Genomic DNA, 24,301 nt, shown 5'->3' with positions numbered 1-24,301 from the left:
GTGTGTGAAGAAGAACACCGCGAGGCGGCGCTGCGGGAGAAAAGCCATGAGGGTGGCCGTATTCAGCACGAAACCATACGATCGTCAGTTTCTCTCCACGGCAAATGAAGGCGCAGGTCACGACCTGTGGTTCCTCGACATGCGGCTCTCTGTGGAAACCGCGCCCCTGGCGCGAGGCGCGGAGGCAGTGTGCGCCTTCGTCAACGATGACCTTGGCAAGCCCGTGCTCGAGGCCCTCGACGAACTCGGCACCAGGCTGGTGGCGCTGAGAAGTGCCGGTTTCAACAATGTCGATCTTGAAGCGGCGCGCGATCTGGGCATCCGCGTCGCAAGGGTTCCCGCCTATTCGCCACATGCCGTCGCTGAGCACACGATGGCGCTTATCCTGGCGCTCAACCGTAAGATATACCGCGCCTACAACCGTGTGCGCGAAGGCAATTTCGCGCTCGACGGCCTCCTCGGTTTCGACCTCAACGGCAAGACGGTCGGCATCGTCGGCACCGGCAGGATCGGCGAGGTGCTGGCGCATATCCTCATCGGCTTTGGCTGCAGGCTGCTGGCAAACGACCCCCTGCCGAACCCTGCCTGCGAGCGATTGGGTGTGACCTTTGTGGAGCGCGAGGAGGTTTTCGCCCAGTCCGACATTCTAAGCCTGCACTGCCCGCTCACGCCCGAGACCCATCACATGATCCGCGCGGAGACCTTGCCGCTCCTGAAGCCCGGTATGATGCTGGTCAACACCAGTCGGGGCGCAGTCATCGAGACGCGGGCCGTCATCCGCGGCCTGAAAGAAGGCATCATCGGCAGCCTCGGTCTCGATGTCTACGAGGAGGAAGCGGATCTGTTCTTTCAGGACCTTTCCGATCGGTTCATCCGGGATGATGTCTTTGCAAGGCTTTTGACATTCCCCAATGTGCTGATTACCGGCCACCAAGCCTTCTTCACGAAGGAGGCACTTGCCAACATCGCGCAGACGACAATCGGCAACATCACCGCATTCGGTGAATGTGGCTGCGCGGATCATGAGATATCGGTCGAGAAGATCGTGAGGGCGGAGAGTTCCTGACAGCGTTCTGGTAGCGCGCTCAGGGTGGTGCTTCATGCCCTGCGCGACCGCTTAACCGTCGAGCAAGCCGTCTACCTCGGGGCACCGCTTCCGATCCTCGTGCGCGGCATCCACTATGAAGGCTGGCATATGCCAAGCCTACACCGATCGGTAGATGGACGAATTCGCCGCCCGTGTCGTGGGGGATCTTCCGGCCCTTCAGCGCGAAAGGGCGTATGGTCTCTTCTCCGTCAGACGTGGTGGCAGCATCAACACTTCCTGACGGCTTCAGCCGCCGCCACCTGCTTCTTCACGGCGATGAAGCTGTCGGGGCTTACCGAGATGGAGTCGATTCCGCATTCGACGAGGAACGCCGCAAATTCGGGATGATCGCTGGGCGCCTGGCCGCACAGGCCAATCTTGGCGCCGGCCTTGCGCGCCTCGGCAATCACGTTGGCGATCATCCATTTCACCGCCGCGTCCTGCTCGTCGAACAACTCGGCAAGCTCACGGGAGTCGCGGTCCACACCAAGGGTGAGCTGTGTGAGATCGTTGGAGCCGATGGAAAAGCCGTCGAAGCGTTTGGCGAATTCCGCCGCCAGCACGACGTTCGAAGGTATCTCGCACATGACGAAGACCTGAAGGGCGTTCTCGCCGCGCTTCAGCCCGTTCTCGGCCATGACCTCGAGCACCCGGTCGGCCTCGCTGGTGGAACGGCAGAAGGGGATCATGACGACGACGTTGGTAAATCCCATCTCCTCGCGCAGCCGCCTGATCGCCCGGCATTCCAGCGCGAAGCCCTCGCGGTAGCGCGGCGAGTAGTAGCGCGCTGCTCCCCGGAAGCCGAGCATCGGATTTTCCTCCTCCGGCTCGAATTCCGCGCCACCGATGAGGCCCGCATACTCGTTGGTCTTGAAGTCGCTCATGCGCACGATGACGGGCTTCGGATAAAGAGCTGCCGCGATGCGGGCAAGCCCGCGAGAGAGCCGGTCGACGAAATACTCCGTCTTGTCCGCGTAGCCCGCCGTCAGCTCGGCGATCTCGCGCTTCGCCGCCTCGTCATTCAGTTGGTCGTAGCGCGCCAGCGCCATGGGGTGGACGCGAATGTGATTGGAGACCACAAATTCCATGCGGGCAAGCCCCACGCCGTCGGCAGGGATACGCCACCAGCGCAGCGCCGCGGCGGGATTGGCGAGGTTCAGCATGATCTCGGTGCGCGTCTCCGGCAGGTCGGTCACGTCGACCGTCTCCGTCTCGAAGCTGGCCGTGCCATCATAGATGAAGCCTTGGTCTCCCTCCGCGCAGGAAACGGTGACCTCCTGCTCGGAATGAAGCACGAGCGTGGCATCGCCCGTGCCGACGATCGCCGGCAGGCCGAGTTCGCGGCTGACGATCGCCGCGTGCGAGGTGCGCCCGCCATGGTCGGTGACGATGGCCGCCGCCCGCTTCATGATCGGCACCCAGTCGGGATCCGTCGTGCCGGTGACGAGGATCGAACCGTCGACGAACCTGTCGATGTCGCGCGCATCCTCGATCAGGCAGACGCGACCGGAAACCACCGCATCGCCGATGGCAAGCCCCGTGGCCAGTGTCCTTCCCTTCCCGGTGATCGTGTATGACTTGAAGGCGGTTTCAGCGCGCTGCGACTGCACCGTCTCCGGCCGTGCCTGGACGATGAATATCTCGCCCGTCTCGCCGTCTTTGGCCCACTCCATGTCCATCGGGCAGCCGTAATGGGCCTCGATGGCTGCGGCCCAGCGGGCGAGCGTGAGGATTTCCGGGTCCGACAGCACGAAAGCCATGCGCTCGGCCTTCGAGGTCGGCACGTTACGCGTCGGCCTGTCGCCCGATGCATAGACCATCTTCTGCGCTTTCTCGCCCCGTGTCTTGCCGATGATCGGCGTGACCGTGTGCTCGGCGAGCAGTGGCTTGAAGACCTGATATTCGTCCGGGTCGACCGCTCCTTGAACCACATTCTCCCCAAGCCCCCAGGCGGCGTCGACGACGACCACGTCCTTGAAGCCGGTCTCCGTGTCGATGGAGAACATCACACCCGAGCCGCCGAGATCGGACCGCACCATCTGCTGCACGCCGATGGATAGGGCGACGCCCATGTGGTCGAATCCCTTCGCTTGGCGATAGCTGATGGCGCGGTCGGTGAACAGCGAGGCATAGCAGCGCCGGCAGGCGTCGAGCAGCGCCTTCTCGCCGCTTATGTTGAGGAACGTCTCCTGCTGTCCGGCGAAGCTTGCGTCCGGTAGGTCCTCCGCCGTGGCGCTGGAGCGCACGGCCACGTCGACTTCCGCTTTGCCCGCGCGCTCGCAAAGCTCGCGATAGGCTTCGATGATCGCTGATGCGGTCCGCTCCGGCCAATCCCCCTTGAGAAGCAGGGAGCGGATCGCCTGGCCGGTCTCGGCGAGCGGAGCCTTGCCCGACGCCATCTCGGCAAGCAGATAGGCGATGCGCTCCTTGAGTCCGTTCGCCTCGACGTAGTGCCAATAGGCTTCCGCCGTGGTGGCGAAGCCAGGGGGAACGCGGATGCCCTTCGGCGCCAGCGTCTGCACCATTTCACCAAGCGAAGCATTCTTGCCGCCGACACGGCTAACGTCGCCGCGCCCCACTTCCTCGAACCAGATAACCGGACGGGGTTTGCCGGGACCTTTCATCCTTTGGCTCACTGCGGTCGATTGACGGACAGCGCTTTCCATGGCGTGCTCCTGTGGTTTGCAAGCCAGTCTGCCGTTGCGGCCGCGGGCCGCCTTGATCCGGGTCAATCGGCCGCTCGTCGTCAGCAAGCGCAACGATTATGCGGGATTTCCCGGAGGCGCCTGCCGTCGTTCTATCGATGAAAGCCTTATCCGGAGAGCGTTGCGCCATCCGTTGGCCAAAACGCTTTATCGTGGTCCACAGAAGGCCGTGTGCAGCGCTTCCACAATCGTCAACACTTCCGGGCGCGCTATGCGATAGTAGACGGTGGTGCCGTCCCGCCGAGCCTCGACGAGCCCGTCAGCTCTCAGCCGCATCAACTGCTGCGACATGGGCACCTGCGCGATGTCTAGTTCGGCGCGCAGCCGGGCGACGGATTTCTCCTCCGCGCCCAGCGCGCATAGCACCAGGAGCCTCTGGGGATGCGACAGGCTGCGCATCAGGTCGGCGGCCTCGTTTGAGGCGGGGATCATCTCTCTTACATTCATAGTATTGAATTTACAATATTTGAATTTTATATGCAATGACGGCGGATGCCGCCGGCGGCGTGGTGCCGCGAGTTGGAAGCGGTTGTTTCGGTGCACATGCGAATCCTCTTTTCCTCATCCATCACGGGAATTGAGCCTGATCAAGGTGCTGCAGCGCGGCGTATGGCATGCAGATGAGCGTTTGTGGCAATCCCTGAAGGAGGAAAAGCCATGTCAAAAATCGTCGTTCTCGGTGCCGGCCTCGGCGGCGTCATTATGGCCTACGAGATGAAAGCGAAGATGCGGCCGTCGGATACGATCACCGTCGTCAATCTCGGTCCTACCTATTCCTTCGTCCCGTCCAACCCCTGGGTGGCCGTCGGCTGGCGCAAGCCCGAGGAGATCAGTGTCGATCTGGCGCCGGTCTTCAAGCGCAGGGGCATCGGCTTAAGGCCGGAAGGCGCCAGGCGGGTCCACGCGGAGGAAAACCGGATAGCGCTCGGCGACGGCACCTTCATCGACTACGACTACCTGATCGTTGCCACCGGCCCCGATCTCGCCTTCGACGAGGTGCCTGGGCTGGGGCCTGCCCGGCACACGCACTCCGTTTGCCATATCGACCACGCGGCTGAGGCGAAAAAGGCCTTCGATGCGCTCGTGAAGGCCCCGGGACCGGTCGTGGTCGGCGCCGTGCAGGGTGCTTCCTGCTTCGGCCCGGCCTACGAGTTCGCCTTCATCCTGGATACTGCGCTCAGGCAGGCAAAGAAGCGCGACCAGGTGCCGATCACCTTCGTCACGCCGGAGCCCTATATCGGTCATCTCGGCCTCGACGGGGTGGGTGACACCAAGGGCTTACTTGAGAGCGCCATGCGCGAACGCCACATCAAGTGGATTGCCAACGCAAAGGTGGCCAAGGTCGAGCCGGGCCGAATGTTCGTCGAGGAGGTGGACGAGAGCGGCGAGACCCGGACGAAGCACGAGCTTCCCTTCGCCTATTCCATGATGCTGCCCGCCTTCCGCGGCGTGCCGGCCGTCTACGGCATCGAGGGGCTGGTCAATCCGCGCGGCTTCGTCATCATCGACCAGTATCAGCGCAACCCGACTTATCCCAACATCTTCGCCGTCGGCGTGTGCGTGGCCATTCCGCCGGTCGGCAAGACGCCGCTGCCCGTCGGCGTGCCAAAGACCGGCTTCATGATCGAATCCATGGTGACGGCAACGGCCAACAACATCGCCGCTCTCATCCGCGGGGAGGAGCCGAAGGCAGTCGCGTCATGGAACGCGGTGTGCCTGGCCGATTTCGGCGATGAGGGCATCGCCTTCGTTGCGAAGCCGCAGATTCCGCCGCGCAACGTCAACTGGTCTTCGCAGGGCAGGTGGGTGCACGCAGCAAAGGTCGGCTTCGAGAAATACTTCCTACACAAGGTCCGGCATGGCCATGCCGAGACCTTCTACGAGAACCTCGCGCTTGAGCTTTTAGGCATCAACAAGCTCAAGGAAATCCACCTCGAACCGGGCGAATGAACGCCCCTTCAACTTGGAGAAAACCAATGACCCTCGACCGTGCCGTCATGATGTTCGCCGGCTTCATGGTGCTTATCTCGCTGGCGCTCGGCTTTTACGCTTCGCCCTACTGGTATCTCCTGACTGTCTTCGTTGGGCTCAACCTGGTGCAGGCCTCCGTCACCGGTTTCTGCCCGGCCGCCATGGTCTTCAAGAAGCTCGGTGTGAGGCCGGGCACGACCTTCAAGTAGGACGACGACCCATGTTGCGACTGAGCCCTCTGGCCCTTGCCGTTCTTGCGCTTTTCGCCAGCGCCGCCGCTGCCGGCGAGTTCACGGTGGGCACGGCCACCATTCCCGAGATGAAAGCGGTGTTCGCCCAGGTGAAGAGCCGCACTGTCGTGCCGGCGCGGGCCCGCACCGGCGGCACGATCCGCACAGTCCATGTCACCGAGGGCAGCGAGGTCGAAGAGGGCCAGGTGATCGCTATCGTGGTCGACGAGAAGATCGCGCTTGAGCTCGATGCGGCCGAAGCCAGGATCAGGGAGATTACCTCGCAACTCGACAACGCCAGGACGGAGCTGGAGCGTGCCGAACAGCTCTTGGCCCGTGGCGTCGTTTCGCAGGGACGCGTGGACGAGGCAAGGACGCAGTTCAACGTGACGGCCAACCAGTTGACGGCGGCGCAGGCGGCGCGAGCCGTCGTCGAGCAGCAGGCGCGCGAGGGCGAGGTTCTGGCGCCGGCCACCGGCCGCGTGCTTACCGTGCCGGTGACGCAGGGCTCCGTCGTGCTTCAAGGCGAGGAGATCGCGCGCGTCGCCACCGGCAGGTATTACCTCCGCCTCTCCCTCCCTGAGCGATATGCCGCCGACATTGAGGAGGGCGCCTCGGTGCTTATCGGCCGGCGCGGCTTCGACAATGCCGCCGAGCAGGAGCGGGAAGGCCGCGTCGCCAAAATCTATCCCGAGATATCGGAAGGGCGCGTCATCGCCGATGTCGAGGTCGAGGGTCTGGGCGACTACTTCGTCAACGAGCGCACACTGGTGCGCATCCCCGTCGGCCACCGCAGCGTCGTCGCCGTTCCCCCCGAGGCGGTGACGACCCGCCACGGTATCGATTACGTTGCGCTTTCGAGCGCTGGCGGCGCCATCGAGGTCGCCGTCATCCTCGGCGAGAGCTTCCTGGACGGCGCCGGACCGCGCGTGGAAGTCCTCACCGGCCTGCACGACGGCGACAAGGTCATCCTCCCATGAAGCTCGGCATCGCTGGCGCGCTGACGCGTGCATTCATTGCCTCGCCACTCACGCCGCTCTTCCTCATCACGGCCTTCGCGCTGGGCCTCGTGGCGCTTCTCACCCTGCCGCGCGAGGAGGAGCCGCAGATCTCCGTGCCGATGGTCGACATCCATGTGGAGGCCAATGGGCTGAAGGCGGAGGATGCCGTCAAGCTTGTTACCGAGCCGCTGGAATCCATCGTCAAGAGCATCGACGGTGTCGAGCACGTCTATTCACAGACGAGGGACGACGGCGCGGTCGTCACCGCCCGCTTCCTGGTCGGCACCAGTGCGGACGCCGCCATCCTGCGCGTGCACGAGAAGCTGCGCGCCAATATGGACCGTATCCCCTACGGAATCCCTGAGCCGCTGATCGTCGGCCGCGGCATCGACGACGTCGCCATCGTCGTCGTCACGCTGACGCCAACGCCCGAGGCCGCCGAACGCTGGACGGCCAACGGGCTGACACGCCTTGCACGCGAATTGCAGGTGGAGGTGGCCAAGCTTCCCGACATCGGCCTCACCTATATCATTGGCGAGCAGCCGGAGGAAATCCGCGTCGAGCCGGACCCGGAAAAGCTCTCGCTCTACGGCATCACGCTGCGGCAGCTTGCGGCCAAGGTGGAGGGCGCCAACCGCTCCTTCCAGGCAGCCCTCGTGCGCGAGGACGGGAAGCAGCGCACCCTGCTCGCCGGCCAGACGCTCCAGACCCAAGGTCAGATCGGAAACCTGCTCCTTACCGCTCGCGACGGCCGGCCCGTCTATGTGCGCGACGTGGCGAGCATCGTGATTGCCACCGAGCCGAACGAGACCCGCGTCACCGAGGTACGCAAGACGGAGGGGGGGCTTGAGCGCCTTCCCGCCGTCTCGCTTGCCATCGCCAAGCGGCCCGGCACCAACGCGGTGACCATCGCCGAGACCATCATCCATCGGCTGGAGCAGGTGCGCGGGCAGATCGTTCCCGACGACGTGGAGATGACGATCACGCGCGACTATGGCGAGACGGCCAATGAGAAGGCGAATGAGCTTCTCTTCCATCTCGGGCTCGCCACGGTTTCCATCGTGCTCCTCGTCGCCTTCGCCATCGGCTGGCGCGAGGCGCTGGTTGTGGCGGTCGTGATCCCGACCACCATCCTGCTCACCCTCTTCGCCTCCAACGTGATGGGCTACACGCTCAACCGCGTGAGCCTCTTCGCGCTCATCTTCTCCATCGGTATCCTGGTGGACGATGCCATCGTGGTGATCGAGAACATCGCCCGGCACTGGGGCATGAACACCGGCCGCTCGCGTGCGTTGGACGCGACACTGGCCGTGGCCGAGGTGGGCAACCCGACCATCGTTGCGACACTCACCGTCGTGGCCGCGCTCCTACCAATGCTCTTCGTTTCCGGTCTGATGGGCCCCTATATGAGCCCGATCCCGGCCAATGCCTCGGCCGCGATGCTCTTCTCCTTTTTCGTCGCCGTTATGCTGACGCCCTGGCTGATGCTGAAGCTCGCCGGCCGGGCGCCGGTCGCCGGCCACAGCCATGACGACGGCCACGGAGGGCGCCTGGGCAGAGCCTATGTCGCCGTTGCCCGGCCCATCCTGAAGTCGCGCCTCAGGGCCTGGGCTTTCCTCGTCCTCGTCGGTATGGCCACGCTCGCCTCGCTCGGCCTCTTCTATACGAAGGACGTGACGGTCAAGCTACTTCCCTTCGACAACAAGGCGGAGCTGCAAGTGGTGGCCGACCTGCCCGAGGGTGCCTCGGTGGAGGATACCGACCGCGTGCTGCAGCAGGTGGCGGTGCGGCTGGCGTCAATCCCTGAGGTCGTCTCCTTCCAGACCTACGCTGGCACCGCCGCCCCGTTCAACTTCAACGGCCTCGTGCGGCACTACTATCTGCGCTCCTCGCCGGAAATGGGCGACGTCCAGGTCAATCTGCTTCCGAAAGGCGAGCGCGACCGGGAAAGCCATGACATCGCGCTCGAAATACGCGAGCGGCTGGCGGGCCTTCCCGTACCGAACGGTACGGTGCTCAAGGTGGTCGAGCCGCCGCCCGGCCCGCCGGTCATGGGCACGCTGCTCGCCGAGATCTACGGACCCGATCCCGAAACGCGGCGGGCGGTCGCGGCTAAGGTGCGCGAGACGTTTGAGAGCGTACCCTTCATCGTCGACGTGGACGATTCCTACGGCGTGCAACACGAGCGCGTGCGGCTGGCGATAGATCAGGACAATCTCGAATACCATCGTGTGGAACAGGCCGATGTCTACGACGCCATCCGCGGGCTCTATGCCGGTTCGACCGTTGGCTATTCGCACCGCGGCGGCGGCAGGCCGCCCATCCCCATCCGCGTGGCGCTCTCCAAGGGCGACCGGATCGTCGGCGAGCGGGCGCTCGCTACGCCGGTTCCCGCAAACGCGCTGCCCGGCGAGCGCGGCATCGTCGAGCTCGGCGACGTGGTGGCGGTCACCCGCGAGCCCGCCTCCTATCCGATCTTCCGCCACAACGGTCGCGCGGCCGAGATGGTGACGGCGGAGCTTGCCGGTGATTTCGAAGCGCCGGTCTACGGCATGATGGCCGTGGGTAAGGTAATAGAGGAGGCCGACTGGGACGAGGTGCCGAAACCGGTCATCGCGCTGCACGGCCAGCCGGACGACGAGTCGCATCCGACGCTCTTGTGGGACGGCGAATGGGAGGTGACCTGGGTCACCTTCCGCGACATGGGCGCGGCCTTCATGGTGGCGATCCTCGGCATCTACATCCTGGTGGTCGCCCAGTTCGGCTCCTTCAAGCTGCCGCTCGTCATCCTGACGCCGATCCCGCTCACCTTCATCGGCATCATGCTGGGGCACTGGCTGTTCGGCGCGCCGTTCTCGGCCACCTCCATGATCGGCTTTATCGCGCTCGCCGGCATCATCGTGCGCAACTCGATCCTGCTGGTTGACTTCATCCGCAACGTGCGCAGCCCGGAGCGGCCGCTGGTGGACGTGCTCCTGGAAGCCGGTGCCATCCGCTTCAAGCCGATTCTGCTCACGGCGATCGCCGCCATGATCGGTGCTGCCGTCATCCTCGCCGACCCAATCTTCCAGGGTCTCGCCATCTCGCTCCTCTTCGGCCTCGCCTCCTCCACCGCGCTCACCGTGCTCGTTATCCCAGCGATCTACGTCGCGCTTAGAGGCGGGCGGGAAAGGGAGATCGAGCCGCAGGACGAAAACCCGGCCGAGGATACCCCGGCTGCCCGCCGGAGGCTTCTGGAGACGGCTTGAAAGCTATACCGGTACGACGCGATAGACGCCAAAACCCACCACCAGCGCCAGGAGCGTGAAGCCAGCGAGGGCAAGGGAGAAGCGGACCGGTCCCACTGCCGCTGCCAGCGCCAGGCGGGCAATGGCATTGGTTGCCAGGGCCGCGAGCACCGCCTGTCCCGCCACCGTGGCGTCGATCGGTCCTCCCACGAGGCGAATCGCGCTGAGCACGGCCACGTCTACGTCGAGGGCCCCGGAAAGCGAGGAGGTGGCAACGAGACCGCTGGCGCCGGAGACGTCAGAGAGCGCTGCACCTGCGGTCGCCACCACCGCAAAGAGTAGGGCGAACAGCAGGAGCGGTGCGAGATCGAACGGATTGCGTGCCGGCGTGTCACCCATCTTGCCGCCGCTCCTGAGCAGCAGCATGCCGCAGGCGCCGAAGCTCAGTGCCGCCGCCAGCGCCGGTGCGGCGATGGCGGGAAAGACCCGCGGCTCGATCAGGATGACGACCAGCGACACGCGCAGGATGGAAACCATCGCCGCAAGCGAGGCGGCGCCCGCAAGCGGCATCGGGCGGTCGGTCCTCTTGGAGGTCCGTGCCAGCGCGACCGTCACCGCAGTCGAGGAAACAACCGCGCCGGCCAGCGCGCTCACGAGAAGACCGCGGGCTTCGCCGAAGAGACGTACGGCGATGTAGCCGAGGAAGGAAATGGCTGCGACGAGGACGGTGAAGAACCAGATTTCCCAAGGGTTCAGGCCGCCCCAGGGGTCGATTGTCCTGTTGGGCAGGAGTGGCAGGACGACCGCCGTCATGACCGCAAGGATGAGCGCGGAGCGCAGCTCGATCCAGGTGAGCCGCCTCAAGAGCCCGTGCAGCACCTCACGGCTGGCAAGGATCCCGGCAAGAGCTGCCCCTCCCGCCGCCGCTGCGCGATAATCGCCTGCAACCGCGAGGGCACCGAGGGCGAAGACGCCGAGCCCGGCGACGACGCTCGTGACGCTGTAGTCCTCGTCGTGGATCGCTTCCCGGGACTTGTACCATGCAAGGATGAGTGCAAAGCCGAGGAAGCCGGCGACGAGCACGGCATTCGAGCCCAAAGCCGCAGACAACGCGGCGAAGACGCCACCCAGGAGACCGGAAATCCCGAAAGTGCGGATTCCCGCCGTGCGGCTGTGATCGGGCGCGTCGCGCTCCCGCCAGCCCCGTTCCAGCCCGACCAGAAGGCCGATGGCAAGTGCCAGCCCGAGCTTTGCGATCAGGGGATCCATCGAACCGGTCAGGCGGCCAGCGGCAGCCGGTCGCGCACCCAGCGCACGATCTGGGCAGCGGACATGGCGCCCGCCGTGCGGGCCACTTCCCGTCCACGGTGGAAAAGGATCATCGTGGGAATGCTGCGGATTCCGAGCTTTGCCGCCACCGTCTGCTCGACATCGGAGTTGAGCTTGATCAGCCGCACCTTCGGCTCCAGCTCGGACGCGGCTGCCTCATAGGCGGGCGCCATCATCCTGCATGGTCCGCACCACGGCGCCCATACATCGACCAGCACGGGGATGGTACTGCGGGTGATCTGGCGTTCGAAGACCTCTCCGCTCGCATCCTGCGGATGCGCGGTGAAAAGCCTTGCCTGACACTTGCCGCACTTCGCTTCAAGCGCCGGGCGGGAAGAGGGCAGGCGGTTCACCCCGCCGCATTCGCTGCATACGACCAGATTCTCGCTCATCGCGACGCTCCTCCTCTTCCCGGGACGATAGACGGAGACCCTATTCGCATCCAGCACCGACTGTGCCCGCGAATGCATAGGCTGCCGGTCTATGCGGCAGTCTGGGCAGCGATATTGTCGGTGATCGTATCGGCTTCCTTGCAGATCTCCTCGCTCGCCTCCGAGGCCAGTTTCGAGCCGATCTTCGCCAGCTTGCCGGCCTCGGCAGAATAGTCGACCAGCGCCTGCTGGTAGAAGTCGAAACAGACATCGAGCGTGTCCCCGAATTCCAGGCTATTGGCCAGGTCTTCCGCTAATTTCACGTCCCGCTCGTAGCGATGCTTGAGAAAGACGAGCGTCTCGATCGGATAGCGCATGGCCGCCTTGAACGACTGTGCCTGGATGCGGGCTACCGAAAGTGCCGCCTGGAGATCGAAGGGGGCGAAGGCGGGCACTTGCGGAAATGCGGTTACACTCGTGTCTCTTGCGGTCTTGGGCATCGGATCGCCTTTCATTGAGTACGGTAGCTCAGGTATGTTCATGCGCTGCACAGCTAACAGCGATCAACCATATCCCGCACTGCCGCGATGTACTTGATCCTGGTCAACGGGAGAGGATCAAGCGCTACAGCATCAGCGTGGCCAGCATGGCGCCCGGCTCGTCCGGATGGAGGCGGATGACAAAGCCGAATTCGCGGCACATGGTCAGCATACCTTCGTTCTCGGCAAGCACGATCCCTTCAATGCACGAGAAGCCCTCGGCTTTCCCGTAGTCGACGAGCTGGCTGAGAAGCGCCCAGCCGAGGCCATGGCCCTTAAGGTCGGTGCGCACGAGAAGAGCGAACTCGGCCGCCTCCTTGTCGGGATCGGCCGACAGCCGCCCGATGCCGGCAAGCGCGCCGTCTTCGGCCGAAAGCGCGATGAAGGCCATCTCACGTTCGTAGTCGAGTTGGGTAAGCCGCAGCAGCATCTCGTGGGGAAAATGTTTGCGTGGCGCCAGGAAGCGCAGCCGGATATCCTCCGGCGACACCTTTTCGAGGAAGGCGGGATAGAGCACCACATCCGCCGGCTTGATCGGCCGCAGGCGGTATCTCCGCCCGCCAAGCGCAAGCTCCTTCTCCCAGCCGGCCGGGTAGGGACGAATGGTGAGCGCTGGATTCGGCCCCTGCTGCTTGAGTGCGGCGGGCTCGATCTCGATGCGCGCGTCGAGCGCGATCACGCCTTCACTGTCGGCGAGCAGCGGGTTGATGTCCATCGAAACGACGCAGGGGAAGTCGACGGTGAGTTGCGAGAGTGCGTTGAGTGCCTGGATGACCGCCGACCGGTCGGCCGGCGCACGGTCGCGATAGCCGGCGAGCAGCCTGCCAATGCGCGTGCGGTCCATCAGATCGCCGGCAAGGACGCTGTCGAGCGGGGGAAGACCGATCGCAGTGTCGGCCACCACCTCGACCGCCGTGCCGCCGGCGCCGAACAGTACAGCCGGCCCGAAGATCGGGTCGCCGCTCATGCCGAGGATCAACTCATGCGCATGCTTGCGCACGACCATCGGCTGCACGACGAAGCCGTCGTCCTCTCTCCATTGGCCGCTCTCGCGCAGCCTCTGTTCGATCGCCGCAGCGGCCTTGTGTGCCTTTTCCGCGCTTGTGATGCCGAGCGTCACGCCGCCTACATCGGATTTATGGCTGAGCGTCTTCGAGAGCAGTTTGACAACCACCTTGCTGGAGGTCTCAAGCAGTGTCACGGCGGCGTTTCGCACATCGGCCGGTGACTTCGCCACGACCGTTTGCGGCACGGGGATGCCGTAGGCTTCGATCACCGCCTTGGCCTCCGGCTCCGTCAGCATGCGCCGGCCCTCGACGGCTGCTTGTTCGAATATTGCAAGCGCCTTTCCGCGGTCGCGCTCGATGTCCTCGCCATCGCTTGCCGGCACGCGTGTCAGCGCCTCCTGCGCCCGGGACCATTGATCGAGATAGGAAACGGCAAGCGCCGCGTCGCCAGGGGTTTCGAAACTCGCGATGCCGCTTGACTGGAGTATGTCCCGCCCTTCGCGCGCGGTCTTCTCGCCGAGCCAGCAGGTAAGCAGCGGCTTGCCGTCGAGAGTGCCGTCCTTGGCCAGTTGCGAGACGGCGACCGCCGCCTCGGCCGGCGAGGCAAGGCCCGTCGGGCAGTTGATGACGAGCAGTGCGTCCGTCGCGGTGTCGGCGGCCACCGCTTCGACAGCGTTGCGGTAGCGCGTGGCGGGTGCATCGCCGATGATGTCGACGGGATTGGCGCGCGACCAGTTTGCCGGCAAGTCCCTGTCCAACCGCTCGATTGTCTCTTCGGAAAGGGCGGCAAGCTCGCCGCCGCAATCGACGAGCCGGTCGACGGCGAGTACGCCGGCGCCGCCGCCATTGGTAACGATGCCGACGCGGGCGCGAGACAGCGGACGGAAACGTGCCACGATTTCGGCAGCGTCGAACAGCTCGCCTAGATCGTTCACGCGCAGTATGCCGGCCCGCCGCAGCGCCGCGTCCACCACCGCGTCGGCGCCCGACAGCGCGCCGGTATGGGTGGCGGCGGCCTTTGCCGCCTGTTCGTGTCTGCCCGACTTGATGGCGATCACCGGTTTGACGCGGGCGGCGGCACGCGCTGCCGACATGAACTTGCGCGGATTGGGGATCGTCTCGAGATAGAGCAAGATCGCGCGCGTATGCGCGTCGCCCGCCAGCATGTCGAGACAGTCCCCCACATCGACATCGGCCATGTCGCCGAGCGAGACGATCTGCGAGAAGCCAACACCTTCCTGCGCGGCCCAGTCGATCAGCGAGGTGGCGATGGCACCTGATTGCGAAAGCAGCGCTATCCCGCCGGTAGGCGCTGCGAGATGGGCAAAACTGGCATTGAGTTTCAGTGGTGGGATGAGCACGCCCACCGTATTGGGGCCGATGATGCGGAAGAGATGGGGCTTGGCGGCGTCGAGCATGGCCTGTCTCAGCCCGTTCTCAAGCGTAAGCCCTGCAGTGATCACCACGGCGGCGCGTGCGCCCATCTCGCCGAGATCGCTGATGATGCCGGGAACGGTGCTAGGCGGAGTGGCGATCACGGCGAGGTCGGGTGCTGCGGGCAGGTCGCGCGTATGCGCATGGCAGGGAAGACCGCAGATCTCGCGGTACTTCGGATTGATCGGCCAGATCGCGCCTTCGAAGCCGCCCTGGATGATGTTTTCGATGAGAATGCGGCCGACCGAGCCTTCGCGTCGGGAGGCGCCGAATATCGCAACGGATTTCGGATGGGCCGCTCTTTCAAGATTGCGGATCGTCATGGGCTCGCCTCTCCTCGCACTGCCCTTGGTGCCGGCGCATTGAGCCGGCAAGTTAGGGTTGCGACAAATCGCGGACCTTGATCACGGTCAATGGTTCGCAGGTGGAACCGACCTTACCTTCGTCAGCAGTCAAAGTTCCTAACAGCCTCCATGAAGCGGCGCCCGGCAGGAAGGGTGGCTGGCGGCGACGACCGACTGTCTCCGAGGACCATGCCTTTTTTCATCTGATTCAGATCAAGGCACGTTTCCTCTCAACTCCGAAAATGTTGTTCGCCGGACCGAGTAAACCTCGGCGGAGACAGAGAGGAAGTCACGATGACGAGATTCAGGAAAGGCACGGCGCTGGCCTTCGGGCTCGGGCTGTTAATGGCGTCTACAGCCGCGCATGCGGGCGGGACGGTGGAGGTGCTGCACTGGTGGACGTCCGGCGGCGAGGCCAAGGCCGTCGGCGAATTGAAAAAATCCTTCGAGGCACAGGACGGCACGTGGATCGATTCCCCGATCGCCGGTGGCGGAGGCGACGCCGCCATGACGGCGCTGCGCGCCCGGGTGGTCGCTGGCAATCCGCCAACGGCAGTGCAGCTCAAGGGCCCCGGCATCCAGGAATGGGCCAACGAGGGCGCTGTCGCCGACATTGACGATGTAGCGAAGGCCGAGGACTGGGACGGCGTGCTGCCGCCGGTGCTGGCCGAGATCATGAAATATGACGGCAAATATGTCGCCGCGCCCGTCAACATCCACCGCGTCGACTGGCTGTGGGCCAATCCGGAGGTGCTCGCCAAGGTGGATGCCGACGTACCCACCACGTGGGATGAATTCAACGCCACGGCGGAGAAACTGAAGGCCGCCGGCATTACGCCGCTCGCCCACGGCGGTCAGCCCTGGCAGGACGCCACCGTCTTCGAGGTGGTGGCGCTGGGCCTCGGTGGCGCCGACTTCTACCGGAAGGCGCTGGTCGATCTCGACATGGAGGCGCTCCAGAGCGACACCATGGTCAAGGTGTTCGATCAGATGCGCACCCTGCGCGGTTATGTCGATCCGGGCTTCTCCGGCCGCGACTGGAACCTCGCCACCTCCATGGTCATGAACGGCGAGGCCGCTTTCCAGATCATGGGCGACTGGGCCAAGGGCGAATTCCTGGCGGCCGGCAAGGTTCCGGGCGAGGACTTCCTTTGCGCACCGGCACCGGGCAACGCCTTCATCCTCAACTCCGACTCCTTCGTCATGTTCAAGGTTTTGGGCGCGGATCGGGTCGAGGGCCAGAAGGTTCTGGCGAGCCTGATCATGTCGCCGGGTTTCCAGGAGACGTTCAACCTCGCCAAGGGGTCGATCCCCGCGCGCATCGACGTTGCACTCGACAAGTTCGACGACTGCGCGAAGAGGTCTCACGAGGACCTGACCGCGGCGACGGCAAGCGCGAGCCTGGTGCCCAGCATGGCCCATGAAATGGCCGTGCCGCGTTCGGTTCGCGGCGAATTCCTAGATGTCGTGACCGAGCACTTCAACAGCGACATGAGCTCCCAAGAGGCCGTCGACCGTCTGGTTGCGGCCATTCAGCGCGCAATGTGACCGCGCATTTGATGCCGGGCCGTTCTTTTCGGCGGCCCGGTTCTTTTCTGCTGAGGGCGGGAAAAGTGGCTCGCACACCGGCCAATCTCTTTATGCGCGTTAGGCGCGTCGATCTGTGGCTGCCCAAACTGGTGGTCGCACCGTCCTTCGCGCTGAGCCTGTTCTTCGTCTACGGCTTCATCGCCTGGACGATCTACATCTCCTTTACTCGCTCCGGCATCATGCCGCGCTATGAGTTCGCTGGGCTCATCCAGTACATCCGCCTGTGGGAGACGCCGCGCTGGTATGTGGCGCTTCAGAACCTGGTCGTCTTCGGCGTCCTCTTCATGGCGATCTGCATGGCGATCGGCATCCTGCTCGCCATCCTGCTCGACCAGCGCATCCGCGCCGAAGGTGTGCTCCGGACCATCTATCTCTACCCGATGGCGCTCTCCTTCATCGTCACGGGTACGGCCTGGAAGTGGATCCTCAATCCCACGCTCGGCATCGAGAAGTTGATGCACGACATCGGCTGGGAGAGCTTCCAGTTCGACTGGCTGGTCGATCGCGACATGGCGATCTACACTATCGTCATTGCCGGCGTCTGGCAGTCTTCCGGCTACGTGATGGCGCTGTTCCTGGCTGGGCTGAGGTCCATCGACGACGAGATCATCAAGGCGGCCGCCATTGACGGGGCAGGGCCCATTCGCACCTATGTCGGCATCGTCTTGCCGATGCTGCGGCCCGTCTTTCTGTCGGCCTTCATCACGCTCATGCACCTCGCCATCAAGAGCTACGACCTCGTGGTGGCTTTGACGGCAGGCGGCCCGGGCATCGCTACCGACGTGCCGGCCACCTTCATGTATTCCTACGCCTTCCAGCGCAGCGAGCTGGGGCTGGCGGCGGCGAGCGCGGTCATGATGCTGATCACCGTCATGGCGGTGGTCGTACCCTATCTCTACTCCGAACTCAGGGCAGGCCGGAAATGAGAGAGCGTCAGGTCCACGGCATCGTCCGGCCGAAGAACGCGGCGTCCACCGCCCTGCGCCTCATCCTCTTCGCCGTGCTCGGGCTGTTCGTACTCTACTATCTCATGCCGCTGATCGTCATGGTCGTCACGGCGCTCAAGCCGCTCGAGGAGATCCGCACCGGCACGCTTCTCAGTCTTCCGAGAGACATCACCTTCGAGCCTACCCTGCGCGCTTGGAACTCGGCCTGCGTCGGCGTGCGATGCGAGGGGCTGAAGCCCTATGTGTGGAATTCTATCGCCATGGTCATCCCGGCCGTGGTGCTGTCGACCATGCTCGGCGCCATCAACGGCTATGCGCTGACCAAATGGCGTTTCCGCGGCGCCGCCATCATCTTCGGCCTGATGCTGTTCGGGGCCTTCATCCCCTTCCAGGTGGTACTGCTCCCCATGGCGCGCACGCTGGGTGCCATGGGCCTCGCCGGCACAGTGCCCGGCCTCGTGTTGGTACATACCGTCTACGGGCTCGCCTTCACCACGCTCTTCTTCCGCAATTTCTTCATCAGCGTGTCAGACGGCATCGTGCAGGCGGCCAAGGTGGACGGCGCCGGCTTCTTCGGCATCTTTTTCCGCATCGTCCTGCCGATGTCGCCGCCGGCGATCGTGGTGACCGTCATCTGGCAGTTCACGCAGATCTGGAACGACTTCCTGTTCGGCATCGCGTTTACCGTGGGCGACTCCAACCCGGTGACCGTTGCGCTCAACAACCTAGTCGCCTCCTCGACGGGCGTTAAGGAATACAATGTCGATATGTCGGCGGCCATCATCGCCGCCATTCCTACCCTCATCGTTTATGTGTTCGCCGGCAAGTATTTCATCCGCGGTCTTTCCGCCGGTGCCGTGAAAGGTTGATTGAATGTCCGACATCCGGTTGAGGAAAGTGCGCAAGCGCTTTGGCGCCAACGAGGTGATCAAGGGCATCGACCTCGACATCGAGGAGGGCGAGTTCGTAGTGCTGGTGGGCCCCTCGGGCTGCGGCAAGTCCACTTTGCTCAACCTCGTCTCCGGCCTTGAGACGCTTTCCACCGGCGACATCTTCATCGGCAAGCGCAAGGTCAACGACGTGGCGCCGAAGGACCGCGACATAGCAATGGTCTTCCAGTCCTACGCGCTCTATCCGACCAAGTCGGTCGAGGACAACATCACCTTCGGCATGGTCACCCGCCACGTGCCGAAGGAGGCGCGCGAGAAGGCGCTGGCCGAGGTTTCCGAGCTTCTGCACATCGAGACGCTGCTTACCCGCAAGCCCGGCCAACTCTCCGGCGGCCAGCGGCAGCGCGTCGCCATGGGCCGCGCGCTGGTGCGCAATCCGGACGTCTTCCTGTTCGACGAGCCGCTCTCCAATCTCGACGCCAAGCTGCGCGTGGAGATGCGCACCGAGATCAAGAAGCTGCACCAGCGTCTCGGCAAGACCGTGATCTACGTTACCCACGACCAGATCGAGGCCATGTCGCTCGCTTCGCGGATCGCGGTCATGGACAACGGCACCATCCGCCAGTTCGCCCCGCCAGAGGCGATCTACGAGGAGCCCGTCGATCTCTTCGTCGCGAGCTTCATCGGCTCGCCGTCGATGAACCTTTTCAAGGTGAGGGTGGTCGAAAAGAGCGGGCTTCGGCTGGAAGTGACGGATGAGGAAGGCACCATCCAGTTCCCAGTACCCGTGGCGCTCGCGGGCTCCGCCAGAGCGTATCTCGACCGCGAGCTCTATCTGGGGCTGAGGCCGGAAACGATCGGCCGCGAAGGCACTCAGAGGCCTGGCAGGGCGACCTTTGGCTTCGAGCGAATGATCGATGTCGTCGAGCCGACCGGGCCGGATACGCTGCTCGTCTTCACACTGGGCGGCATCGAGGCAATTGCCCGCGTTCATCCCGAGGACAAGGCGCCCGTCGACACCAGATACCGCTTCGAGGTCAACATGGACGGCGCGAAGCTGTTCGACCCGGAAACAGGAAAACGGCTTCATCCAACGGTCCTTAAAATTTGACCGTTTTGCCTGTGTCACCATTCAGGCAGCGCCGGCGATCAATGATGAGGGACCCGTTACCGTCGATATGATGCAGATCAAGGTATCGATCATCGAGATGCTTGAAAGATGTTCGAAGGCGGAGGACGTCCGCCGGCAGTAGTTGACGCGCCGTTCGGGCGGTGATGCTCATATGGGAGCAAAGAATGAAAGCAAATCCGCGCCAGGCCCTTGTCGGTGATATCGGCGGCACCCACGCTCGTTTCGCCATCACGGACATTGATGAACTGACGATCGATCATTTCGTCATATTCCGCTGCAATATGTTCGCGTCGCTGCAGGACGCGGTCAAGGCCTATTTGGCTTCCATTCCACACCGCCCTTTGATGGCGGGCATCGCGATCGCCGGCCCCGTGGCGGGTGAGGAATTGCGCCTTACAAACCTGCCTTGGTCCTTCACACGAGCCGAACTGAAGGCTGTAACCGGAGCGGAATATCTTCACGTCGTCAACGACTTCGAGGCGCTGGCACTTTCCTTGCCTTATTTGACAACACACGATCTGCAGGAGATCAGAGGAGGCAAGCCGTCCGAAGGCGGAGCCAAGGTCGTACTCGGACCGGGGACCGGGCTGGGCGTTGCAGGGCTCGTCCCGGCTCCGTCCGGCTGGGTCGCCGTTCCTACCGAGGGCGGACATGTGTCGTTTCCTGTGGAAAATGCCGATGAGCTGGAAATCGTCGCCCGGATCAGGGAGGGTGGGGGGCATGTTTCGGCCGAGCAGCTTATCTCGGGTCCAGGACTTGCCCGGCTCTACGAAGCGTTAGGATGCACGCGAGGACAGAATGTCGGGCCGTTGCCGGTGGCCGAGATCGTGGAACTCGGACTGGCAGGGGAGGACCCGCTCGCCGGGGAAGTGCTCGGACATTTCGTGAAGTGGCTCGGTCGCTTCGCCGGTGACGTTGCCCTTCTTTATGGCGCTCGCGGTGGCGTGTATCTGGGCGGCGGTATCGCGCCACGGGTCCTGGATCTCCTCGCAACAGACGCGTTCTGTGCCGCGTTCGCCTCCAAGGGGAGACTGGCTTCCTTCCTGGAAAAGCTGCCGGTTCACGTCATCAAGACTCAGGACGCGGGCCTGCGCGGCGCGGCTGTGGCACTGTCAAACGTGATGCCGGCAGCCTGACCGGCACGGTGCTATGGGGGATCGCGTGGGTCTGGGAGTGCCCTGGGTTTCGCTGCAATTCCGCTACGGCCCCTTCAGGCAGTGGTAGAGTCTTTCCACATCTTCGCGCCGGCACAGTTCCGTTCCGGGTGTCATGACCGCCGCCGCCCCGGCGGCGATACCGTAGCGGAACGCATCTTCCGTTGCCCCGCCGCGGGAAAGAGCCAAGGTCATCGCCGCCAGGAAACTGTCACCAGCGCCGACCGCCGAGCGTTCGCGCACATGGATGGCGGGCAACCGTAAGATGCCATCGGCGCTGGCCAGGACGGCGCCCTCGATACCCATTGTCACCGCCACCAGCTCGGCCGCGCCGCGTTCGACAAGCCGGGTGGCGGCGCGGCACACGCCGTCCTCGTCCAGCTTCCCGCCGACCAGTTGCTCAAGCTCTCCGATGCTCGGCTTCACCAGAAAGACACGCGATCGTTCCAGTGTCTCACGCAGCCCGTGGCCGGAACTGTCGAGAACAAATCTTGCTCCGCGCCCGCGCGTGAACTCAGCCATTTTGACGTAAATGTCCGCCGGCGCGCCGGCCGGCAGGCTGCCGCTGGCCACAACGTAGCCAGCCTCGTGCGCGGCGACCGCGTCAAGACAGGGCCGGAGCTCCTCGCCCTTGACTTCCGGCCCTTTCGGAACGAAGCGGTATTCGAGGCCGGTGCTTTTCTCTCTGACCATGAAGCTGATGCGCGTCTGGCCGGCGATCGGAACATGGCGGCGCCGGATGCCTTCCTGCTTCAAGAGCCGGTCGAGCATTGCACCCGTCTCGCCTCCGGCGGCAAAGAGCGCCTCAGCCTCCCCGCCGAGCGTGTCGATCACGCGGGCGACATTGATCCCGCCGCCACCGGGATCATATCGCTCGTTGATCGTGCGGACCTTGCGCGTGTGATGGATCGCCTCCGCTTCGCTCGACAGGTCGATAGCGGGGTTGAGGGCGATGGTCAGGATGGGACTCATGCGTCCGTTACCCGTGGCTTTCAAGGTTCTCATGCCGGTCGACAGTGGCGATGACGCCCAGATGATCAACAACACCGGCGACACCACGGATGCCTTCCGCAACCACATTCGCCGCCCGGCGAGCGGCCTCGGAATCAACGTCACCCCATAGGTGCACGATACCGTCCGAGACGATCACGCCCAGCCTGACGCCGTTGAGCTCGTTCACCTCGCCCAGCCGGGCAAGAACGCTGCGGCGGATCGCTTCGTCACCTGTCACCGGCGCCTCGAGCTTCGCCACCGCTATGGCGCGCAGGAGATCAGCGCGGCTGACGATGCCTGCCAGAGCCCCGTCTTTCATGACCGGCAGCCGCTTTACATGATGCTCGGCCATCAGTGCCGCGACGCGGCCTATGGGCGTGTCCTCTTCGATACTGACCACGTCCACCGTCATCACATCGGCGACCTTCCAGCTGTGGTTCTTGGCATAACTATATGCCTGCTGGTGCGCGTCTGGGGGCGAATTATCGGGGAGAAGGAAATGGTCGGCACCGATCTCGGCCCGGCATAACAGGTCTCCTTCGGTGATGATGCCTGCGAGATGGCCCTCATCGTCGGTCACCGGCAGGCCGCTGATGCCATTGTCGAGCATGATCTGGGCAGCATGCCGAACGCTGTGTTGCGGGCTTATCGTTACGATGTGCGTCGTCATAATGTCCTTGGCCTTCATGGTGCCGCTCCCAGTCTTTCCTTGATTTCAATCACATGAATGGCGGATTCGTTCCGTGCCGCCTTGATCTGCCTCAACAGGCGGCCGGGCACAGCGTCGCATGCGCCCTATCACCGAGGGCGGGATTGGCACGGGTCAACGACCGTGCGGCCCAGCGCGCGAAGATCACGCACGAAATGATGGACCCGCTACATGCCATCGGTCGCGTGGGCACGCCGGAGCTGATCATGTGGCTCAGCTCCGACCGGACGTCATTCATGGCCGGTGCGAATAAACCGATCGACGGTCAATTCGTCGCCCGGTGGGCCGCTCGGCTACGCCTTCGCCTCCCGTCCCGACATCCGATCGATGGCAATGCGGAAGAATATCTCCTCCGCATGGATGGAGACCGGCAGGATGGGTTTGAGGGAGCCCGGTTCCCACCAGTCAGCGTGTCTGCTCAAGAGTGCCCACGCATGGTCGCGCTCGCGCTTGTGGCCGATCTCGTCGGGCAGTTCTTCATAGCGCCCGTCGACAACGACGCTGCGCCAGCCGCCCTGCTGCGCCGACTCGACCAGCACCGAGACCAGTGGATTGACCCGCATGAAGTCAATCTTCCTGCCTGGCAGCGAAAACGCATAAAGATGTCGGTCCGCATAGGCGTAGTAGACCGGCACCACATAAGGCTGCCCGTCCCTGGCGCAGGCGAGGCGACCGAGCCGGTTTTCGGTGAGTGCCTCGGCGCATTCGGCCTCAGTCAGATTGCGAATGATCATCGATGCTTCCCGTTGTCCCTGACAGGGCACGGCTGCCTCGTCGTTTGGTGAAGCGTTGGATCTCGACCAGCTTCATGTCGGTCGTGGAGCATCGCCGCTCCTACCTTGCGATTGTATTGCCGGTGCTTGTCTGGACCGGTCTATATAGGCCGCTGAGGCAGGTCGTTCGCCACCTGCCTCGAATCCGGTCTATGACGCGTCAGGGCCGCTCACGCGGCTTTCACGCTGATCTTTTTCTCGCTCTTCTTCGCTTCCGCCGACTTCGGCAGGGTCACCGTCAGGACGCCCTTGGCGAATTTTGCGTCGATCTTGTCAGCGTCGACACCTTTCGGAACGCCGAAGCTGCGATGGAAGGAACCGAAGCGGCGCTCCGAAAGGTAGTATTCCTTCTCGCGCTCTTCCTTCTCCTCCGTCTTTTCGCCCTTGATCGTCAATGTGCCGTTGGACAGCTTGATCTCGATGTTCTTCTCGTCAAGACCCGGCAGTTCGGCGCTGATTTCATAGGCGCCGTCCTTCTCGACCAGATCCATCGCCGGCGCGACCCCCCATGTAACCGGGCGCGGCCATTCGATCTCCAGATCGAATAGGGAAGGCCGTGGCGAACGCCGCCAGCCGGAGGGATGGAAATTGTCGAACAGATGGTCGATCTCGCGATGAAGGGCCTCAAAAGGCGACCAATGCGCCTCGGAAGTCGGCGCGGACTTCTTCTCGTTCTTGATCGGCAGTTTGGTGGCGGTCTCGGCCATGATTTCATCTCCTCTGTGTTGGTGTCATACAGCCCGGTTCCTCGCATCTCAGGCCCACTCGATATCTGGGCAGCGGGGAATGCGGGTTGCTCCTCGAGCATTGTGACCGGCCGGTTTGTCGCTTGTCCGGTTTTCACAGTGAAGCTTTGCAGTGCCGGCTC

General features: G+C 63.9%; 20 protein-coding genes and 1 pseudogene. 11 read left to right on the top strand and 10 right to left on the bottom strand.

The annotated features are described in order from the left end of the window. Window positions 1-46: 46 nt before the first annotated feature. Both GPJ75_RS13990 and GPJ75_RS27595 read left to right on the top strand, forming a co-directional pair. On the top strand, window positions 47-1,066 hold the full coding sequence (locus tag GPJ75_RS13990) for a 2-hydroxyacid dehydrogenase (protein WP_163268943.1): 1,020 nt from the start codon (window positions 47-49) through the stop codon (window positions 1,064-1,066). Window positions 1,067-1,081: 15 nt separating this feature from the next. Next, window positions 1,082-1,201 (top strand): annotated as a pseudogene (locus tag GPJ75_RS27595) (DUF2267 domain-containing protein); the annotation flags it as partial. Window positions 1,202-1,314: 113 nt separating this feature from the next. On the opposite strand, the gene ppsA reads toward GPJ75_RS27595, so the two are convergent. Beyond that, a complete protein-coding gene (gene ppsA, locus GPJ75_RS13980) occupies window positions 1,315-3,711 on the bottom strand; it encodes a phosphoenolpyruvate synthase (protein WP_163268975.1) in 2,397 nt (798 codons plus the stop codon). A 228-nt stretch (window positions 3,712-3,939) separates the two neighbouring features. After that, a complete protein-coding gene (locus tag GPJ75_RS13975) occupies window positions 3,940-4,224 on the bottom strand; it encodes an ArsR/SmtB family transcription factor (protein ID WP_246249054.1) in 285 nt (94 codons plus the stop codon). 225 nt (window positions 4,225-4,449) lie between these two features. Here GPJ75_RS13975 and GPJ75_RS13970 point away from each other — a divergent pair, with 225 nt between their 5' ends. The 4 genes from GPJ75_RS13970 to GPJ75_RS13955 are packed head-to-tail and all read left to right on the top strand — an operon-like array spanning window position 4,450 to window position 10,242. After that, a complete protein-coding gene (locus tag GPJ75_RS13970; protein WP_163268940.1) occupies window positions 4,450-5,742 on the top strand; it encodes an NAD(P)/FAD-dependent oxidoreductase in 1,293 nt (430 codons plus the stop codon). Between the two features lie 26 nt (window positions 5,743-5,768). Next, window positions 5,769-5,972, top strand: a complete 204-nt coding sequence (locus GPJ75_RS13965) for a YgaP family membrane protein (protein WP_163268939.1) — start codon at window positions 5,769-5,771, stop codon at window positions 5,970-5,972. Window positions 5,973-5,983: 11 nt separating this feature from the next. Continuing rightward, window positions 5,984-6,973 (top strand): efflux RND transporter periplasmic adaptor subunit, encoded by a 990-nt coding sequence (locus GPJ75_RS13960; RefSeq protein ID WP_163268938.1) that lies wholly within the window; start codon window positions 5,984-5,986, stop codon window positions 6,971-6,973. Then, a complete protein-coding gene (locus GPJ75_RS13955) occupies window positions 6,970-10,242 on the top strand; it encodes an efflux RND transporter permease subunit (protein WP_163268937.1) in 3,273 nt (1,090 codons plus the stop codon). The genes GPJ75_RS13960 and GPJ75_RS13955 overlap by 4 nt, the downstream gene beginning before the upstream one ends. Before the next feature lie 3 nt (window positions 10,243-10,245). Here the strand turns inward: GPJ75_RS13955 and GPJ75_RS13950 are convergent, their stop codons facing one another. From GPJ75_RS13950 to GPJ75_RS13935, 4 genes are all read right to left on the bottom strand, one after another. Then, complete coding sequence (locus tag GPJ75_RS13950; RefSeq protein ID WP_163268936.1) at window positions 10,246-11,490, bottom strand: MgtC/SapB family protein; 1,245 nt, start codon at window positions 11,488-11,490, stop codon at window positions 10,246-10,248. A gap of 8 nt (window positions 11,491-11,498) precedes the next feature. Further along, on the bottom strand, window positions 11,499-11,942 hold the full coding sequence (gene trxC, locus GPJ75_RS13945; protein ID WP_163268935.1) for a thioredoxin TrxC: 444 nt from the start codon (window positions 11,940-11,942) through the stop codon (window positions 11,499-11,501). Between the two features lie 89 nt (window positions 11,943-12,031). Then, window positions 12,032-12,421: a phasin family protein gene (locus GPJ75_RS13940; RefSeq protein WP_163268934.1), complete on the bottom strand. Its 390-nt coding sequence runs from the start codon at window positions 12,419-12,421 to the stop codon at window positions 12,032-12,034. A 124-nt stretch (window positions 12,422-12,545) separates the two neighbouring features. Next, entirely contained in the window at window positions 12,546-15,224 is a 2,679-nt protein-coding gene (locus GPJ75_RS13935; RefSeq protein ID WP_163268933.1) for a bifunctional acetate--CoA ligase family protein/GNAT family N-acetyltransferase, read from the bottom strand. 315 nt (window positions 15,225-15,539) lie between these two features. Here GPJ75_RS13935 and GPJ75_RS13930 point away from each other — a divergent pair, with 315 nt between their 5' ends. From GPJ75_RS13930 to glk, 5 genes are all read left to right on the top strand, one after another. After that, entirely contained in the window at window positions 15,540-16,793 is a 1,254-nt protein-coding gene (locus GPJ75_RS13930; RefSeq protein WP_163268932.1) for an ABC transporter substrate-binding protein, read from the top strand. 92 nt (window positions 16,794-16,885) lie between these two features. Beyond that, entirely contained in the window at window positions 16,886-17,761 is an 876-nt protein-coding gene (locus GPJ75_RS13925; RefSeq protein WP_163268974.1) for a carbohydrate ABC transporter permease, read from the top strand. Further along, the gene (locus GPJ75_RS13920; RefSeq protein ID WP_163268931.1) at window positions 17,758-18,651 is read left to right on the top strand and encodes a carbohydrate ABC transporter permease; all 894 of its coding nucleotides are present in this window, start codon (window positions 17,758-17,760) and stop codon (window positions 18,649-18,651) included. The genes GPJ75_RS13925 and GPJ75_RS13920 overlap by 4 nt, the downstream gene beginning before the upstream one ends. 4 nt (window positions 18,652-18,655) lie before the next feature. Then, window positions 18,656-19,783 (top strand): ABC transporter ATP-binding protein, encoded by a 1,128-nt coding sequence (locus GPJ75_RS13915; RefSeq protein WP_163268930.1) that lies wholly within the window; start codon window positions 18,656-18,658, stop codon window positions 19,781-19,783. A 185-nt stretch (window positions 19,784-19,968) separates the two neighbouring features. Next, window positions 19,969-20,940: a glucokinase gene (gene glk, locus GPJ75_RS13910; protein WP_163268929.1), complete on the top strand. Its 972-nt coding sequence runs from the start codon at window positions 19,969-19,971 to the stop codon at window positions 20,938-20,940. Window positions 20,941-21,003: 63 nt separating this feature from the next. Here glk and GPJ75_RS13905 read toward each other — a convergent pair whose 3' ends face one another. From GPJ75_RS13905 to GPJ75_RS13890, 4 genes are all read right to left on the bottom strand, one after another. Further along, entirely contained in the window at window positions 21,004-21,930 is a 927-nt protein-coding gene (locus GPJ75_RS13905) for a 1-phosphofructokinase family hexose kinase (RefSeq protein ID WP_163268928.1), read from the bottom strand. 7 nt (window positions 21,931-21,937) lie between these two features. After that, complete coding sequence (locus GPJ75_RS13900) at window positions 21,938-22,639, bottom strand: CBS domain-containing protein (protein ID WP_163268927.1); 702 nt, start codon at window positions 22,637-22,639, stop codon at window positions 21,938-21,940. Between the two features lie 314 nt (window positions 22,640-22,953). After that, window positions 22,954-23,394 carry a pyridoxamine 5'-phosphate oxidase family protein gene (locus tag GPJ75_RS13895; protein ID WP_163268926.1) on the bottom strand — a complete coding sequence of 147 codons (441 nt, stop codon included), beginning with the start codon at window positions 23,392-23,394 and terminating at the stop codon, window positions 22,954-22,956. Between the two features lie 209 nt (window positions 23,395-23,603). After that, complete coding sequence (locus GPJ75_RS13890) at window positions 23,604-24,140, bottom strand: Hsp20/alpha crystallin family protein (protein ID WP_163268925.1); 537 nt, start codon at window positions 24,138-24,140, stop codon at window positions 23,604-23,606. Window positions 24,141-24,301 lie beyond the last annotated feature (161 nt).

This window comes from Chelativorans alearensis (assembly GCF_010993735.1).
Taxonomy (GTDB): Bacteria; Pseudomonadota; Alphaproteobacteria; order Rhizobiales; family Rhizobiaceae; genus Chelativorans; species Chelativorans alearense.
Note: the sequence above shows the minus strand (reverse complement) of the source record. Positions and strands in the feature narration are given on the sequence as shown.